We start from the raw sequence: 16,163 nt of genomic DNA on the forward strand, positions 1-16,163 counted from the left end.
TACCCTAGTCTACAAGGCTAGGGTGCTTTTTATGGACGGCGTGCATATTGCCGACAAACCGAACTTCCGGTACACTTGTTATGAATTTCATATTCCCGAAGGAGTGCCTATGAACGCCGTAACGATAAGGCAAGTGCTGAATACGATCGCCGAGATGTTCCCGGATGCGCATTGCGAGCTGAACCACCGCAATCCGTTCGAGCTGACGATCGCCGTCCTGCTATCCGCCCAATGCACGGATGAAACCGTCAATAAGGTGACGGCTTCTTTATTTGATAAATATCGAACTCCGCAAGACTACTTGGAAGTACCGCTGGAAGAGTTGGAGAACGACATTCGCAGAATCGGACTTTTCCGAAATAAAGCGGCAAATATCCAGAAGTTATGCAGGCTCGTTATCGATAAGCACAACGGAGAGATTCCCCGTACGCACGAGGAACTAACCGAGCTGCCTGGCGTTGGCCGGAAGACGGCTAACGTCGTGATGTCCAACGCATTCGATGTGCCCGCCATCGCGGTGGATACGCATGTTGAACGCGTTTCGAAACGGCTAGACATCGCAAAGCTGGATGACTCCGTGCTTGAAGTCGAGAAGAAGCTCATGCGCAAGGTTCCGCGCGAAGAGTGGACGATAACGCACCATAGGTTAATTTTCTTTGGTAGGTATCACTGTAAGGCCCAAAATCCGAAATGCGATCTATGTCCGATCTTAGAGCATTGCAAAGAAGGGAAGTCCCGTATGAAGGCGGCTTTGAAAAAAAGGAGCGTAACCTCGTGAGTCATAACGGCATCAGTGCTCCAGTACCGACAGCATCATTTAATGATCAGCAATCATCCGAAATTGCTTTATTTCGAAATTCCCTTACAAAGATGTCTGAACGGGTATCCGTCAACAATGACCCCGTACAAGCCGAGAAGTTCAATGAGCTTTCCGAGAAACTAAAGCTCGGTCGAATGACGGTCGCTTTCTGCGGCCATTTTTCCGCGGGGAAATCAACATTGGTCAACACGCTTTGCGGAGCTTCGTTACTTCCGGCATCGCCGATTCCAACCAGCGCGAACGTCGTCACGGTCGTGAACGGCGAGCCTTATGCGGAGACGGTTTTCCGCGATTCCAACGGTACGGCCTTTCCGTCGCGGACAATCCCTGTCGATCGTCTGCATGATTTCGCCGTGGATGGCGAAGGCGTTACGTCGATCCACGTTTCTTACCCCATCCCGTTACTCGGTGAACGGATGGCGATCGTGGATACGCCGGGCGTCGATTCGACGGACGGAGCGCATCGAGCGGCTACGGAATCAGCGCTGCACTTGGCGGACGTCGTTTTCTACGTTACCGATTACAACCATGTCCAATCCGAGGTTAATTTCCGCTTTTTGCGCAGTATGGCGAGATGGGGCAAACCGACGTACTTGATCGTGAATCAGATCGATAAACATCGCGAAGATCAGATTTCGTTTATGGAGTTCCGGGATAGTCTAGGGCAAGCTCTGAGCAATTGGGATATTCAACCCGCGGCTACGTTGTTCTTGTCCTTAAGAGAACCGGATCATCCCCTCTCCCAGTGGGAGCAATTACTGCAATTGGTTAGAGACCTTCAACCTTTGGCGACACCGCTCATGCTGAGAAGCGCCGATCGATCCGCGCATCATCTTGCGGAGCAATACCGAGAGACGCTGCATTCCCATAACCAGAGCCTTAGAGAATCGTTACAGCGTGAACTTGGCGACAATGGAGAAGAGGAACAGCGGTCCGCTTTAAGAAGCTCTCTTGATCAGAGTATCACCGAGCTCGAGTCTACAGGCGAGAGACGCAGGCATCGCGTTAGAACGGAATTGGAGAAGCTGCTGAACAATGCCAATCTAACGCCGGCCGAAACCCGCGAGAAAGCGCGAGAAGTGCTTGTCGCGATGCAACAGGGCTTCAAAGCGGGCTGGCTCGCCGGCGCGGCGAAGACAGAGGCTGAAAGATCAGCCCGATTAGAGCGGCTTGCGGACGACTTTAACCGTCAAGTATCGGCACACGTAACCGGGCATCTGATCGACATCTTGCGGAAGGAAGCCGAACAATCCGGTTTGCAAGGCGAAGAGCTCGAGTCCTCGATCGCGGCTTGCTTCAAGCCGATTAGTTCAGGCTGGCTGCGGGATCTCGTGAAGCCGGGCGCAGGCGCGGAAGGCCAAGCGACTTTGCACTATTCCGCCGAAATCAGCACGGAGCTCAAATCGGAATATCGCAAATCGGCGTTGCTGTGGATTGATGATCTACAGCTTAGATTTCAAGCGGATATCAACGGAGAAATAGATGATCTTCGCAAGCAACTTGACGATTTGTCCGCAAAGGATGCAATTGCTAATAAAATGACGTTGCTTGAGCAGGAAGAAAAGGCAGAGGAGCAAAGCTTGGTTGCATTGCTGCCGGCTGCCGGCTATGCAGATCTGGAATTGCCTTCCCCGGATGCGGTATCCGCGGATAAGATCAGCAGCGTCGCTAACACTGCCTTGCAACAACCGATAACCGAACAACCATCACATAGCAGTACGACGACCGTTAACGAGCTTGGCAAGGCGGCTACGGAGCCGGAGGAGCATGCGGGTACACTCGGAACTCCTAAAGGCGCTGCAGATATGCTCGAGCGTTCGGCGGCGTTACTGACGAAGGTGCCTGCATTACGCAGCATTGCCGATAGCTTGCAGGCTAAAGCGGAGCGGTTCAAGAATAGAAACTTCACGATCGCATTGTTCGGAGCGTTCAGCGCGGGCAAATCGTCTTTCGCCAACGCACTCGTAGGTAAGTCCGCTCTGCCGGTATCCCCGAATCCGACGACGGCAACGATTAACCGGATCGTTGCACCGACTGCCGAGCATGCGGACGGTACCGCGCTCGTCACGATGAAATCGCTGGACGGCTTCGTGGAAGATATTCGCCATTCTCTCGGGCGAATTGGGGTCGGGAAAGATAAATTGGCTGCGGCAGGGACGGACGTTCCGAAGCTGCTATCGCTCAAGGATCCAATCTCCGCTAGTGAGCTGCATCCGCGCGGGAGGCCTCATTTGGCGTTCCTGACCGCGGCAGCTAAGGGCTGGAGTGAATATGGCCAACTGCTCGGACAGAAGCTTGCCGTGCTAGAAGCGGAGTACCGAAAATTCGCTGCGGAAGAGCAGGCATCTTGCTTCGTTGCGGAGATCGACCTGTTCGTCGACTCTCCGATTACCCGAAGCGGCGCCGTGCTCGTGGATACGCCCGGAGCGGATTCCATTAATGCCCGCCATACCGGTGTTGCGTTCCAATATATCAAGAACGCGGATGCGGTATTGTTCGTGACCTATTACAACCATGCGTTTACGGAAGCGGATCGGGAGTTCCTGAACCAGCTTGGAAGCGTGAAGGACGTATTCGAGCTCGATAAAATGTTCTTTATCATTAACGCCGCTGATCTCGCTTCCTCCGAAGCCGAATTAGATGCGGTACGCGAGCATGTAGGGAAGCAACTGCTCAAGCACGGCATACGTAAGCCAAGGCTGTTTGCGGTGTCCAGTTTGCAAGGTTTGCGGGCAAAGCAATCCCATGACGCGGAATCGTTGAAAGTTTCAGGCGTTCAAGCTTTCGAGCATTCTTTCCGGTCTTTCTCCGAGGAAGAGCTTGGCGGTCTGGCACTCGCATCTGCCAACAAGGAATTAGATCGCGTCGATAAGCTGCTGGACAGCTGGCTGCAATCCGCTAACGAAGATGCGGCTACTAGAGAATCGAAGGCGGTGCGTCTTCGGGAACAAGCGCAGCGCTGGCAAAACGAAGGCGCGGAGAACGTTCCGGCAGCGACGGTTCAGCCTTTGCATCAGGAAATCGGCGAACAAATATACCATTTGCGCCAAAGGCTTAAATTCAGGTTCAAGGAGCATTTTCAGTCGGCTTTTCACCCCTCCGTGCTACAAGACGACGGCCGAGATTTGAAGAAGCTGCTCCTAGCCTGCGGAGATGATCTCAAACGTTCGTTAAGCGAGGATCTGCTGCAAGAGCTTAGAGCAGCGGGACTGCGCTTGGAAGGGACGATTCATGCGCTCGCGGAGAAAGCGCTAGGCGCGTTATCAGGCTTAGCGGATATGGAACGGGAAGGATTCTCGCCAGAGTCTTCGGAACGAAGCCAATTGGAGCTTCCTATGCCGGTTGTATTCGCGAACGGACCGTATTTCGAAACGAAACAGCTATGGAACGCTTTCCGTTCTCCTAAGCATTTCTTCGAGAAGGAAGGATCCGTATCTCTTAGGGAACAACTTAACGAAGACCTCTTCAAAGAGATGGATATAGAGCTTGATGCTCTGCGGTTGAGTTGGAATAGTAATGCTGAGAAGGCGTTACAGGAGGCGGTACGGGTCACATCGCTTCACTGGTCGGAGCAGTTGGCTGCGTTCGCGCTGAGCATGAGCCAATCGCTTCGGGAACCCGGCGAGGAACGGATCTTGGCGGATTTGCAAGAACAGTGGCGGAAAATCAGGCATTAACCAGCGTTATCGGCTCTCTTCTATCTTAAACCGGATAGAAGGGGGCCTTTTCTTTGTTTGCCTTACATTTCCTCCCGTAACCTTATCAAATGGGGGATATACGGTATGAATAACGAAGATTTCGGAGAATTCCGATGGAATCATTGCGCTCTTCCCACTATTCTCCAAAGTAATGCCGAATAGGACCGCATAGCGCGTTTGCCGGGGGATTGCGATTAAGCTACACTGCCGTAGAAAGCAGCGAGAGGAGGACCATTATTGGATATCTTTAGGGCATTGAAATCGTATTACTGGCAAGATAAAGGTTTTCTATGGGGGTCCGTAGTTGGGCTTGCAATCGCAACCGCACTCGGATTGGTGTATCCTCTGCTGCTCAAAACGCTGATCGACGACATGATCGTACCCGGCAAGTATGAGGGAGTTCTTCAATTGTCGCTCGTAGCGGTGGGCATTATTATCGTGAAAGCCGGATTTCAGTACGTACACGGCTTCAGCGGAGGGCGGCTCGGGAACAGGCTTGCTTATCGGCTTCGCAATGGATGTTACGAGAAGCTGCAGCAGTTATCGTTCTCCTTTTATGACAAAGCTAGGACAGGGGATCTGATGTCGCGCTTGACCGCCGATATCGAGGGCATGCGGAACTTTATAGGTTTCGGTTTCGCGCAATTGCTGAACACGGGGTTTCTGCTCATTTTCGGCTTTATGATGATGTTCTTCATCGATTGGAAACTAACGGTGATGACGTTCGCGATGATTCCAGTACTCGCTTACGTAGCCATTCGGTTCGAACAGAATATCCATCCGGTATTCCGTTCTATTCGTTCAGCCGTAGGCCGACTGACGGTTCGTGTTCAAGAGAACATCACCGGGGTTAGAACCGTGAAATCTTTCGCGCGCGAGCCATTCGAAATCAACAAATTCGTGAAAGAAAACGTAGACTATCGCGACAATCATTTACAGTTAGCGGTCGTGTGGGCGAAATATTTTCCGGTAATCGAATTTATCGCCAACTTAAGCGTTGCGGCTTTGCTTCTTGTCGGAGGATGGCGGGTTATCGACGGTTCATTGTCTTTGGGAGATTTGGTCGCGCTTTCAGGGATGCTTGGCCTTATTGTCGCGCCGCTCTGGACGCTCGGGTTTCAGATTAACAACTACACGCAGTCGAAAGCTTCAGGAGAGCGGCTGTTAGAGCTGCTGAACCAACCGATTTCCGTGAAAAATACGAAAAACAGCTTAGAGCTGGATACGAATGCCGTGCAAGGCCATATTCGATTCGAGGACGTAAGCTTCCGTTATACGAATCGGGACGAACTGCCGTCCGCGTTGCTTGGGTTTAATCTCGACGCTCCGGCAGGGGCGGTTATCGGCTTGCTGGGAGGTACGGGGTCGGGTAAGTCGACCGCGGTCGGATTGCTGCTTAGAGCGTATGACGTAGGCGAAGGTTCGGTTACATTGGATGGCGTCGATGTTCGGCACATTGAGCTGGCGAGCTTGCGCAGCCAAATCTCGATCGTCTTCCAAGAGTCGTTCCTCTTCTCGACGACGATCAAAGAGAATATCAGTTACGGGTTTCCCGATGCGACTCAAGAGGAGATCGAAGAAGCCGCGCGGTTAGCGCAGGCGGACGGATTTATCCGTGAGCTTCCTCTTGGATACGACACGATCGTCGGCGAGAGGGGAATGGGGCTATCCGGAGGCCAGAAGCAGCGGATCGCGATTGCTAGGGCATTGCTGGGCAAACCGAAAATTCTTATCCTCGACGACGCGACAAGCGCATTGGATATGGAAACGGAGAATGAAATCCAAACCGCTATCCGTCAAGTTATGGTCGGTCGCACCGTATTCATGATCGCGCATCGGATATCGACGCTTCGCCGAGCGGATGAGATCGTCGTTCTGGATCGCGGTCATACGATCCAACGCGGCACTCATGAGCGGTTAATCCGTCAACCGGGCTTATATCGGGAAACGTACAGGATCCAATATGCGGATCGGCCAGATGAATTGGATCAATCATCGCATGCCTCCGAGATTACACTCGTTAAATCAGCCGAAAGGCGGGTGACGGGATGAGCCGCAAATTCGTCTATCAAGACGATGAATTGATCGAAAAACCTTTTAACTGGAAACAAGTCGGAAGATTAGTCGGATTCGTAACGCCCTATAAGTCCGCGGTAACACGAGTCGTGTTCGTCATGACGGTGTTCGGGATGTTATCCCGTCTAGCGATTCCGTTCCTCATGAGCATGGCCATCGATAAAGCGATCCATCCGAAGGACGGGAATAGCAGCACAAGCTTGTTGGTTAGCCTTGTCGCAGCAATGCTAATCATGTATGGAATGCGCTGGTGGGCCCAAAAGTACACGATCCAGAAAACGAATGAAATCGGCCAGAAGGTTATTTTCGACTTGAGAGCGGCGTTGTTCCGCCATATCCAATCGTTGTCGTTCCGTTTCTTCGATAAGCGACCTGCCGGGTCCGTACTCGTGAGAGTCACGAACGACGTGAATTCGTTACAGGACATGTTCACTAACGGCGTCGTTAACTCCGCCATCGATATCGTTCAATTGATCGGAATCACGATTATTCTTCTGGTCATGGAACCGAAGCTAGGTCTTGCCATCATGATTACCGTTCCATTAATGTTCATCATTTCGTCGGCGTTGCGCAAAAAAATCCGGATGGCTTGGCAAATTGTCCGTATTAAGCAGTCCAGGATCAATTCCCATCTTAATGAGAGCATTCAGGGAATTCGCGTCACGCAAGCCTATGCTCAGGAGAAGGAAAACATCGCTTTCTTCGACGGCATGAACAAAAGCAACATCCGTTCGTGGAATACGGCTTCGGCGCTGAATCAGCTGTTCGGACCGGTTATCGAAATCACTTCCGCAGTGGGTACATTGATCTTGCTGCTATACGGAACGTATTTAATCCAATCGGGAGCGATGACCGTAGGTGTCCTAGTTGCTTTCATTACATATGTGGGCAGCTTCTGGGAACCGATTACGAGACTAGGCAATATGTACTCCCAGCTGTTAATCTCGATGTCTTCGGCAGAACGGATTTTCGAGTTCATGGATGAAAAACCGGCCGTGCCGGAGAAAGATGGCGCGGTGAAGTTATCTAATCTAAACGGAGACGTTAAACTAGAAGGCGTTACGTTCGGGTACGAGTCGGATCGCCCGGCGCTTCGCGGAGTCGACCTGGAAGTGAAAGCCGGTTTGTCGGTCGCGCTCGTCGGACATACCGGTTCGGGCAAAAGCACGATCGTGAACTTGCTGTGCCGGTTCTACGATACGGTAGAAGGACGCGTGCTGCTTGATGGCATTGACGTGAAAGACGCCACAATCGAGAGCTTGCGCTCCCAGATCGGCATCGTGCTGCAGGACACGTTTATTTTCTCTGGTTCGATTAGAGATAATATTCGATACGGCCGTCCAGATGCAACGGATGCGGAAGTAGAAGCGGCGGCGCGTTCCGTCCGCGCTCACGAATTTATCGTTGATTTGCCTAACGGGTACGATACGGAAGTAGAAGAGCGCGGCAATGCGCTTTCCGTTGGTCAGCGTCAATTGCTAAGCTTCGCGAGGGCGCTCCTAGCGAATCCGAGAATTCTCGTGTTGGATGAAGCGACGGCCAGCATCGATACCGAAACGGAACTGAGAATTCAAGAGGCGCTGTCAACGCTGTTACAAGGACGCACTTCCTTCATCGTAGCTCACCGACTGTCCACGATTCGGCATTCCGATCTTATCGTCGTATTGGATCATGGCGAGATCGTAGACCAAGGAAGCCACGACGAATTAATGAAACGTCCCGGCCATTATCGGAATTTGGTCGACGCGCAGTACAGGTACTTATCCGCTTAATCATAGAAGTTGCTCGGAAGTTCCTTTCGAGCAACTTCTTTTTTTATAGTAGGAGATTTGAAAAATGACGACAGAACCGTTATCGTGGAAATCAGTAGAAAAAACGATTGGTGTAAATTGGTTGGAGCAGTAGCGAGGGTTAGTCGGAAAAACCGAGTAATACGAGCATGGAGAGGCGAAAGTCTGAGGATCGGAGGGGACCTGATGAAATCTTCGTGGTTGTGGCGGTTATTAAGTTGGTCTACGTTCGTTTGCTTATTGGTGATGATTACGGGGTTCGGCTGGGCTCTGAAGGATACTTGGTTCCCTAATAAGGGGCTGGAATTGCCTCAGGCGTCCACTAAGCCGGAAGTAGCGACGGGCGGAGATTGGAGCGCCAAAAAGGAGCTGTACGTCGCAGCGCTTGGTGATTCCCTAACGAAAGGAACGGGGGACTCGACGGGAGAAGGTTATGTCACGAGAGTTATCGATCAATTATCGAAACAATTGGACAAGCCGGTCTACTTAGTGAACAATATGGCGATTAACGGCCAAAGGGCGGATCAGCTCGTGAACCGATTGGACGAGGTTGGCTATAAGAACGCAATCGGGAAAGCGGACATTATTCTCATGACGATCGGCGGCAACGATTTGTTCCAAATCGCCCAGAACGGGGGCTCTTTGGCGGAAGGCGGAGATCTGTCCCCGGAGCTTTTGTCGAAGCGATTACCAGAGGCGGAGCCTCGGCTAAAAGCCGTATTTGACAAGCTTCGGGAGCTTAATCCAACCGCGCGTATTATTTACGTCGGGTTATATAATGCGTTCTATGATCTTCCGGAAATGATTTCAATAAGCCAGCACGTAGCGGAATGGAATGATTATGCGTTCTCTTTGGCGAAAGCGGATGGCAACGCAACCGTCGTTCCGACCTATGATTTGTTCGAATTCAGCTTGAAGAAGTATTTGTCGTCGGATCACTTTCATCCTAACGCTCAAGGCTACACCCGAATATCGGACAGAATCGTGCAGGCTTTGCAGTAAATCGAAGGGAGAGTGGCTAAGCGATGGAGGCAAGAACCAAAGAAATCATATTGTCCGTTCAGGGACTAAAGAAAACGATCGGACGAAAACCGATTATACACCAGGTTTCGTTCGACGTTTATGCGGGGGAGATTTTCGGATTTTTGGGTCCGAACGGATCAGGCAAAACGACGACGATACGGATGCTGGTCGATTTAATCAAACCTTCGGCGGGCAAAATCGTCATTTGCGGGGACAATGTCGGTACGCACCCGGAAAAGGCGCTTTCCCACATTGGTTGTATCGTCGAAAATCCGGAAATGTACGGTTACATGACCGGGTGGGAAAACCTTGAGCATTTTGCACGCATGCAAGCGGGAATTACGATAGACAGAATTACGGAAGTCGTCGAGATCGTCGGGCTTGATCAGAGAATTCACGATAAAGTCAAAACGTATTCCCTAGGCATGAGACAGCGGTTGGGCATTGCCCAAGCGTTGCTAGGCAGGCCGAAGCTGCTCATTCTAGATGAACCGACGAACGGCTTGGATCCGAAGGGAATCAAGGAGCTGCGGGAATTTATCCGCAAGCTGGCGGAGAGTGGTATGAGCCTCTTTATCTCGAGTCACTTGCTGAGCGAAATTCAGCTCATGTGCGATCGGGTTGCGATTATAGCCCATGGGGAAGTGATCGCCGTCGGGGAAGTCGAGGAGTTGGTGTCGCAGGCAGGCACCTATACGATATGGCAAGTAGGGGATACGACCGAGGTGAAGCGGATGTTATCGGGTCAACAGGACGTTCAACTGATTCCCGATAACGAGCATCGAATAGACGAATCGATATTGTCTGGCCTTCATCATCCGATAATAACGATCATGGACGAGGACAAAATCAGTGAATGGGTTAGCCGGTTCGTATCGGCGGGAATTGCCATTCATTCCGTCCAACGCGTCGCGCCTTCCTTGGAGGAACTATTCTTGAAGCTGACGGAGGGAGAGAAAATTGGCTAATTTGCTAGCTTTAATCCAGAACGAGACGCTAAAAGTATGGAAGAAGAAACGGTTTGCGGTCGTTGTGCTGATCCTGCTCATTCTAATTCCGATCTTCGTCTATGCGAATTTGAAAATCGCCCAGAACAGCGCCGATAAATTTCACGCGGATTGGCGATCGGAGCTGCAAAGCCGAATTACGGATAATACCAATGCCTTAAGCAGCGATAGAATTCCGGAAGAATGGAAACAGTGGCGCAAAGCGCTTGTGCAGCAATTGCAATATTATCTCGATCACGATATTAATCCGGAATCGCCGAATGCCGTCACTTTCACCCGTCGATTCATGGACAATGCGGTTAGTTTGTTTGTACCTTTGATGGTTCTCGCCATCGCGTCGGATCTCGTTTCCTCGGAACGGTCGAGCGGGACGATCAAGATGCTGCTCACGAGGCCGGTTCGAAGATGGAGAATCTTGTTCGCCAAGCTGGCAGCTCTGACGTTGTACGTATCGCTTATTATGTTCACGACCGTATTGCTCTGTTATCTGATCTCCGGCCTTGTATTCGGCTATAAGGGTTGGGGAGAGCCGGTGTTCGTCGGATTCCAGGTGCAAGGGGCGGACGTGGATACGAGCGGGGTTCATGCGGTAACGCAAGGCGTATATTTACTCATGCAGGCCGGACTGATTTGGTTTTCCGCCATGGTCGTAGCCATAATCGCTTTGATGGTATCCGTTCTCGTTCGCAGCACGGCGGCGAGCTTCGTTACGATGATGGCGACGATTATCGCAGGGACGATATTGTCGAATATGGCTTCATCTTGGCAGAGCGCAAAGTATTTGTTCAACGTAAATCTGGAATTGTCGTCCTATTTAAGAGGCACTCCACCTCCGATTGAGGGCATGACGCTAGGGTTTTCGCTAGCAATATTAGGGATTTGGGCCGTCGCCGCACTCATCGTTTCATTCACTGTCTTTACGAAGCAAGACATCTTGAATTAGAATAAACGGTAGTGCGTTTGCATTTGCAGGCGCAAGAGAGAAGCAAGGAGGTCCATTCGTGACCGAACAAATCGATCTTTTTACTGAAAGCGCGGCTACCGCGGGCAGCGAATATAACGCGGATGATATTCAGATTCTGGAAGGCTTAACCGCGGTCCGCAAAAGACCGGGCATGTACATCGGGAGCACGACGGCATCGGGTTTGCATCATCTGCTGTGGGAAATTGTCGATAACGCGGTCGATGAGCATCTGGCTAGATTTTGCTCGCGCATCGACGTTACCGTTCATTCCGACAATTCCGTTACGGTTGTCGATAACGGACGGGGAATTCCGACGGGCATGCACAAGAGCGGCATCCCCACACCGCAAGTCGTATATACGATCCTGCACGCAGGGGGTAAATTCGGAGGCGGAGGATATAAGAAATCCGGGGGATTGCACGGGGTAGGAGCTTCCGTAACGAACGCCTTGTCCGAATGGTTGGAAGTTGAGATATACCGAGACGGTAAAATACATAAGATGAGATTCGAAACGTGGGTCGACGACAGAGGAATAGAGCACGTCGGAGAACCCGTTACCGGACTCGAAGTGACCGGCAACACGAACCGCACCGGTACGAAGGTTACCTTCAAACCCGATCCTAAAGTATTCCATGGCCACGTCAGCATGAGCTACGATACTTTATCGGAACGATTGCAGGAAATCGCGTTCTTGAACTCCGGCCTTAAGGTCAACATCAAAGACGAGCGCAGCGGTAAATCCGATACGTACCATTACGAAGGCGGGGCGCGCCAATTCGTTGAATTTCTTAACGAGGAGAAATCCGTCCTGCATGAGGTTATCCATTTCACGTCGGAGAAGGACGAGATCGAAGTCGAAATCGCCTTGCAGTATAACGACGGGTATACCGAGACGCTGGCTTCTTTCGTTAACTCGATTCCTACTCGCGGAGGCGGAACGCACGAGACGGGCTTCAAGACGGCGTATACACGGGTGATGAACGAGTACGCTCGCAAAACGGGTCAGTTGAAGGAAAAAGAAAAAAACCTCGAAGGAAATGATCTTCGCGAAGGTTTAATGGCCGTTATCAATATTAAAATGTCGGAAGTGGAATTCGTCGGTCAGACGAAGGATCAACTCGGCAGCGCTTCAGCGCGCGGCGCGGTAGACGCGATCGTCACCGACAAGATGGCCGTCTTCCTGGAGGAAAATCCTCAGGTGGGCCAGTTATTGATTCGTAAATCGGTTCAAGCATCCAAAGCCCGCGAAGCAGCTCGCAAAGCCCGCGAAGAGATTCGCAGCGGCAAGAAGCGGAGCGAGAGCGCGAGCCTGGGCGGCAAGCTGTCTCCCGCGCAGTCCAAGGATAGCTCGCGCAACGAGCTGTTCATCGTAGAAGGAGACTCCGCGGGCGGTTCGGCCAAGCAAGGAAGGGATTCCAAATATCAAGCGATTTTGCCGCTGAAGGGCAAACCGATGAATCCCGAGAAGTCCAAGCTTGTGGACATCTTGAAGAACGATGAGTACAAGGCAATTATCGCGGCTATTGGCGCAGGCATAGGCTCGGAATTCGATGTGGAAGAATGCAACTATTCCAAGATCATCATTATGACGGACGCGGATACGGATGGCGCTCATATACAAGTGTTGCTTCTGACTTTCTTCTACCGTTATATGAAACCGTTAATCGATGCTGGTAAGGTGTTCATCGCCCAGCCTCCGTTGTACAAGCTTACGAGAAAATCCGGAAAGCTTGAGACGGTAAGATATGCGTGGACCGATGACCAACTGAACAACTACTTGAAAGAAATCGGCAAAGGCGCGGAGCTTCAGCGTTACAAAGGTCTCGGAGAGATGAATCCGGATCAGTTGTGGGAAACGACGATGAATTACGAAACCCGCACTTTCCTGCAGGTTCAGATCGAAGACGCCGCCAAAGCGGAGCGCCGAGTCTCGACGCTAATGGGTGACAAAGTCGACCCTCGCAAGCGTTGGATTATCGAGAACGTGGATTTCACGGAGTACGAGGAGTAAATCTAATCGAATGGAATAGGATCAACGGGTATTACGAAAAAGGTTGCCCCTTCCACCGCTACTGTACCCCACAAAGTGACGATGATGCTAACGAAGCTAATTCCGATTACTTTGCGGGGACCCCAGAACTCATCGAGTTTGCCTTTATCGGACTAAGTGGTAGCAACTCGATTTTAAAGGCGGCCGTAAACTTTCCAGGGGCAATCCTTTTCCTTCATACCGCGACCTATTCTTTTCGAAATGATTTACAAATCGTATCCATAAAACACTAGGAGGCACAAAGAAGTGAGCAGCCTACTTGAGCAGTTTTTACCGGCTTTTCTGGAGGAGGTCGTAGGCGACCGCTTCGGACGCTATTCTAAATATATTATTCAGGACCGCGCGATTCCCGACGTACGCGATGGATTGAAGCCTGTTCAGCGGCGGATTCTGTACGCGATGTACGATTCGGGCAATACGCCGGACAAGCCGTACCGCAAGTCGGCCAAGACGGTCGGAGACGTCATGGGTAACTATCATCCTCACGGAGATTCTTCAATCTACGAAGGGATGGTCCGGATGGCCCAGCCATGGAAAATGGCGCATATGCTAGTCGACGGCCATGGCAACTGGGGCTCGATGGACGATGATCCGCCGGCGGCTATGCGTTACACGGAAGCAAGGTTATCTACGATCGCTATGGAATTATTGCGCGACATCGAGAAAAGGACCGTTCTTTTTAAGGACAATTTCGATAATACGACCAAAGAACCCGTTGTCCTTCCAGCTCGATATCCGAATTTACTTGTTAATGGAGTGTCGGGTATTTCGGCTGGTTTTGCCACGGAAATTCCTACGCATAATTTGCGCGAGATCATTGATGCTTGCGTAGCCTTGATGAGCAAACCGGATATGACCGTTCAAGAGTTGATGGAAATCGTCAAAGGGCCCGATTTTCCAACCGGTGGCTTGATCATGGGCGGGGATGGAATTCGCGAAGCCTACGAAACCGGCAAAGGGAAAATCTATATTCGCTCTAAAACCGCTATCGAAGACATGCGAGGCGGCAAGCAGCAAATCGTGATCACGGAAATCCCTTACCAAATCGTCAAGTCCAAGCTCGTGAACGCCATCGATAACCTTCGTATGGAGAAAAAAGTCGAAGGGATCGCCGAAGTCAGGGACGAGAGCGGGCGTAATGGACTCCGTATTGTCGTAGAACTGAAGAAAGACGTCGACGCCGAAGGCATCTTAGCCTTTTTGCTCAAGAAGACGGACCTTCAGACTGCCTACAACTTCAACATGGTCGCTATTGTAAACAAGGCGCCGCGGCAGCTTGGAATCAAACAGATTCTAGAAGCCTACGTCGAGCATCAGAAGGAAGTCGTCACGCATCGTACCCAGTATGATCTGGAGAAGGCCGAAGATCGCGCTCACGTCCTGGAAGGGCTCGTTAAAGCGTTGAATTTGCTGGATCAGATTATCGAGACGATCAAAGCTTCGAAGAACCGGATGGATGCGCAGAACAATTTGGTTGCCAAATTCGGCTTCTCGGAGCGTCAAGCGGATGCGATCCTGACGTTGCAATTGTACCGTTTGACGAATTTGGAGATTACGCAGCTCGAGAAAGAGCACGCAGATACGCTGAAGAAGATCGCCCAATTGAGAGCGATCCTCGATAGTCCGCGCAAGCTGATGAATGTCATTAAGGATGAATTGACGGAAATTCGCGACAAGTACGGCATTGATCGTCGTTCCGTCATTCAGGGCGAAGTCGAAGAAATTAAAGTGAACCTTGAGGTAACGGTTCCGGCGGAAGAAGTATTGATTACCTTAAGCCGCGAAGGGTACATCAAGCGGACCAGCTTGCTTTCCTTCACTCGTTCGGGAGGCGAGCTCGGCAGCGCGGGGGTTAAAGAGGGCGATATCATTCGCTGGAGCATGAACATGAATACGCTCGATCCGTTGCTGCTATTCACGCAGAAAGGTTATTACTTTTTGCTGCCGGTTCATCTCATTCCCGAGTTCAAGTGGAAGGATACCGGGACGGCTATCGTAAACCTGCTTCCGCTAGCGAAGGATGATCGGATCGTCGGACTCATAACGGCTAAGTCGGCAGATCTAACGCCTTCAACTACGGAAGCTGCAACAGATGCTAATACGGCGCCTACGCTTGTGTTCGTCACCAAGCGCGGCCAAGTGAAGAGGACGCCGCTCGTCGATTATGCAACCTCGCGCAGCATGGCAATAGCCGCATGCAAAGTAGCGGACGGCGACGAGATCGTTAAGGTGTTCCGTTCCGACCAACCTGACGACCTTCTGCTTGTGACGGAACAAGGGATGAGCATTCGCTTTAACCTAGATGACGTCAGCTTGCAAGGCAGAGTCGCAGGTGGAGTTCGCGGAATCACGCTTAAAGATGGCGATCAATTGGCCGATGCGATTCCCGTCGCCGGCGATGAAGGAGAAATTCTCGTCTTATCCGATTACGGATATGCGAAGCGTTCACTTCTTCTCGATTATCCGCAACAAGGAAGAGGCGGCAAAGGCATTCAAACGTTTGAGTTCAAGGAAGGCAAACGCGTTCGTCCGAACGGTACGCGGCTGATTTCCGTATTCCATGTGAAAGAAGCGGTTAGCCTGCTCGCCTTAACAGCTAGTGGATCGGTTTCGGAGATCGTCTCCGAGAACGCACCGATAGATGATCGCAAAGGCCAAGGCAAGCTCATGACGGCCGTTGATCGTGGAGACGTTCTTACGGAAGCCTTCAGGAAGCCATTGACCACATAATTGGT

At 51.4% G+C, this 16,163-nt stretch carries 9 protein-coding genes; all 9 read left to right on the forward strand.

The genetic code is table 11. The features are described 5' to 3' along the window. Nucleotides 1-109: 109 nt before the first annotated feature. The 9 genes from nth to gyrA all read left to right on the forward strand — a co-directional run bounded on the left by nth (nt 110) and on the right by gyrA (nt 16,158). A complete protein-coding gene (gene nth / locus L3D05_RS02450; RefSeq protein ID WP_239614741.1) occupies nt 110-778 on the forward strand; it encodes an endonuclease III in 669 nt (222 codons plus the stop codon). Further along, the gene (locus L3D05_RS02455) at nt 775-4,497 is read left to right on the forward strand and encodes a dynamin family protein (protein WP_239614267.1); all 3,723 of its coding nucleotides are present in this window, start codon (nt 775-777) and stop codon (nt 4,495-4,497) included. Before nth ends, L3D05_RS02455 begins: the two co-directional genes overlap by 4 nt. Before the next feature lie 258 nt (nt 4,498-4,755). Beyond that, complete coding sequence (locus L3D05_RS02460; protein WP_239614268.1) at nt 4,756-6,570, forward strand: ABC transporter ATP-binding protein; 1,815 nt, start codon at nt 4,756-4,758, stop codon at nt 6,568-6,570. Continuing rightward, nucleotides 6,567-8,366 (forward strand): ABC transporter ATP-binding protein, encoded by a 1,800-nt coding sequence (locus L3D05_RS02465; RefSeq protein WP_239614270.1) that lies wholly within the window; start codon nt 6,567-6,569, stop codon nt 8,364-8,366. The genes L3D05_RS02460 and L3D05_RS02465 overlap by 4 nt, the downstream gene beginning before the upstream one ends. A gap of 204 nt (nt 8,367-8,570) precedes the next feature. Continuing rightward, the gene (locus L3D05_RS02470; RefSeq protein ID WP_239614271.1) at nt 8,571-9,386 is read left to right on the forward strand and encodes a GDSL-type esterase/lipase family protein; all 816 of its coding nucleotides are present in this window, start codon (nt 8,571-8,573) and stop codon (nt 9,384-9,386) included. Between the two features lie 23 nt (nt 9,387-9,409). Next, nucleotides 9,410-10,375, forward strand: coding sequence for an ABC transporter ATP-binding protein (locus L3D05_RS02475; protein WP_239614273.1), 966 nt, complete (start codon nt 9,410-9,412; stop codon nt 10,373-10,375). Further along, entirely contained in the window at nt 10,368-11,357 is a 990-nt protein-coding gene (locus L3D05_RS02480; RefSeq protein ID WP_239614274.1) for an ABC transporter permease, read from the forward strand. Before L3D05_RS02475 ends, L3D05_RS02480 begins: the two co-directional genes overlap by 8 nt. Before the next feature lie 58 nt (nt 11,358-11,415). After that, nucleotides 11,416-13,389: a DNA topoisomerase IV subunit B gene (gene parE, locus L3D05_RS02485; RefSeq protein ID WP_239614276.1), complete on the forward strand. Its 1,974-nt coding sequence runs from the start codon at nt 11,416-11,418 to the stop codon at nt 13,387-13,389. 285 nt (nt 13,390-13,674) lie between these two features. Then, nucleotides 13,675-16,158, forward strand: coding sequence for a DNA gyrase subunit A (gyrA, locus tag L3D05_RS02490; RefSeq protein ID WP_239614278.1), 2,484 nt, complete (start codon nt 13,675-13,677; stop codon nt 16,156-16,158). Nucleotides 16,159-16,163: the final 5 nt, after the last annotated feature.

The organism is Cohnella mopanensis (assembly GCF_022352055.1).
Taxonomy (GTDB): domain Bacteria; phylum Bacillota; class Bacilli; order Paenibacillales; family Paenibacillaceae; genus Cohnella; species Cohnella mopanensis.

What these genes read in the sequence shown, in the direction of transcription:
- nth (WP_239614741.1), top strand. Translation starts at nt 110, where the DNA reads ATGAACGCCGTAACGATAAGGCAAGTGCTGAATACGATCGCCGAGATG.
- L3D05_RS02465 (WP_239614270.1), top strand. Translation starts at nt 6,567, where the DNA reads ATGAGCCGCAAATTCGTCTATCAAGACGATGAATTGATCGAAAAACCT.
- L3D05_RS02470 (WP_239614271.1), top strand. Translation starts at nt 8,571, where the DNA reads ATGAAATCTTCGTGGTTGTGGCGGTTATTAAGTTGGTCTACGTTCGTT.
- L3D05_RS02475 (WP_239614273.1), top strand. Translation starts at nt 9,410, where the DNA reads ATGGAGGCAAGAACCAAAGAAATCATATTGTCCGTTCAGGGACTAAAG.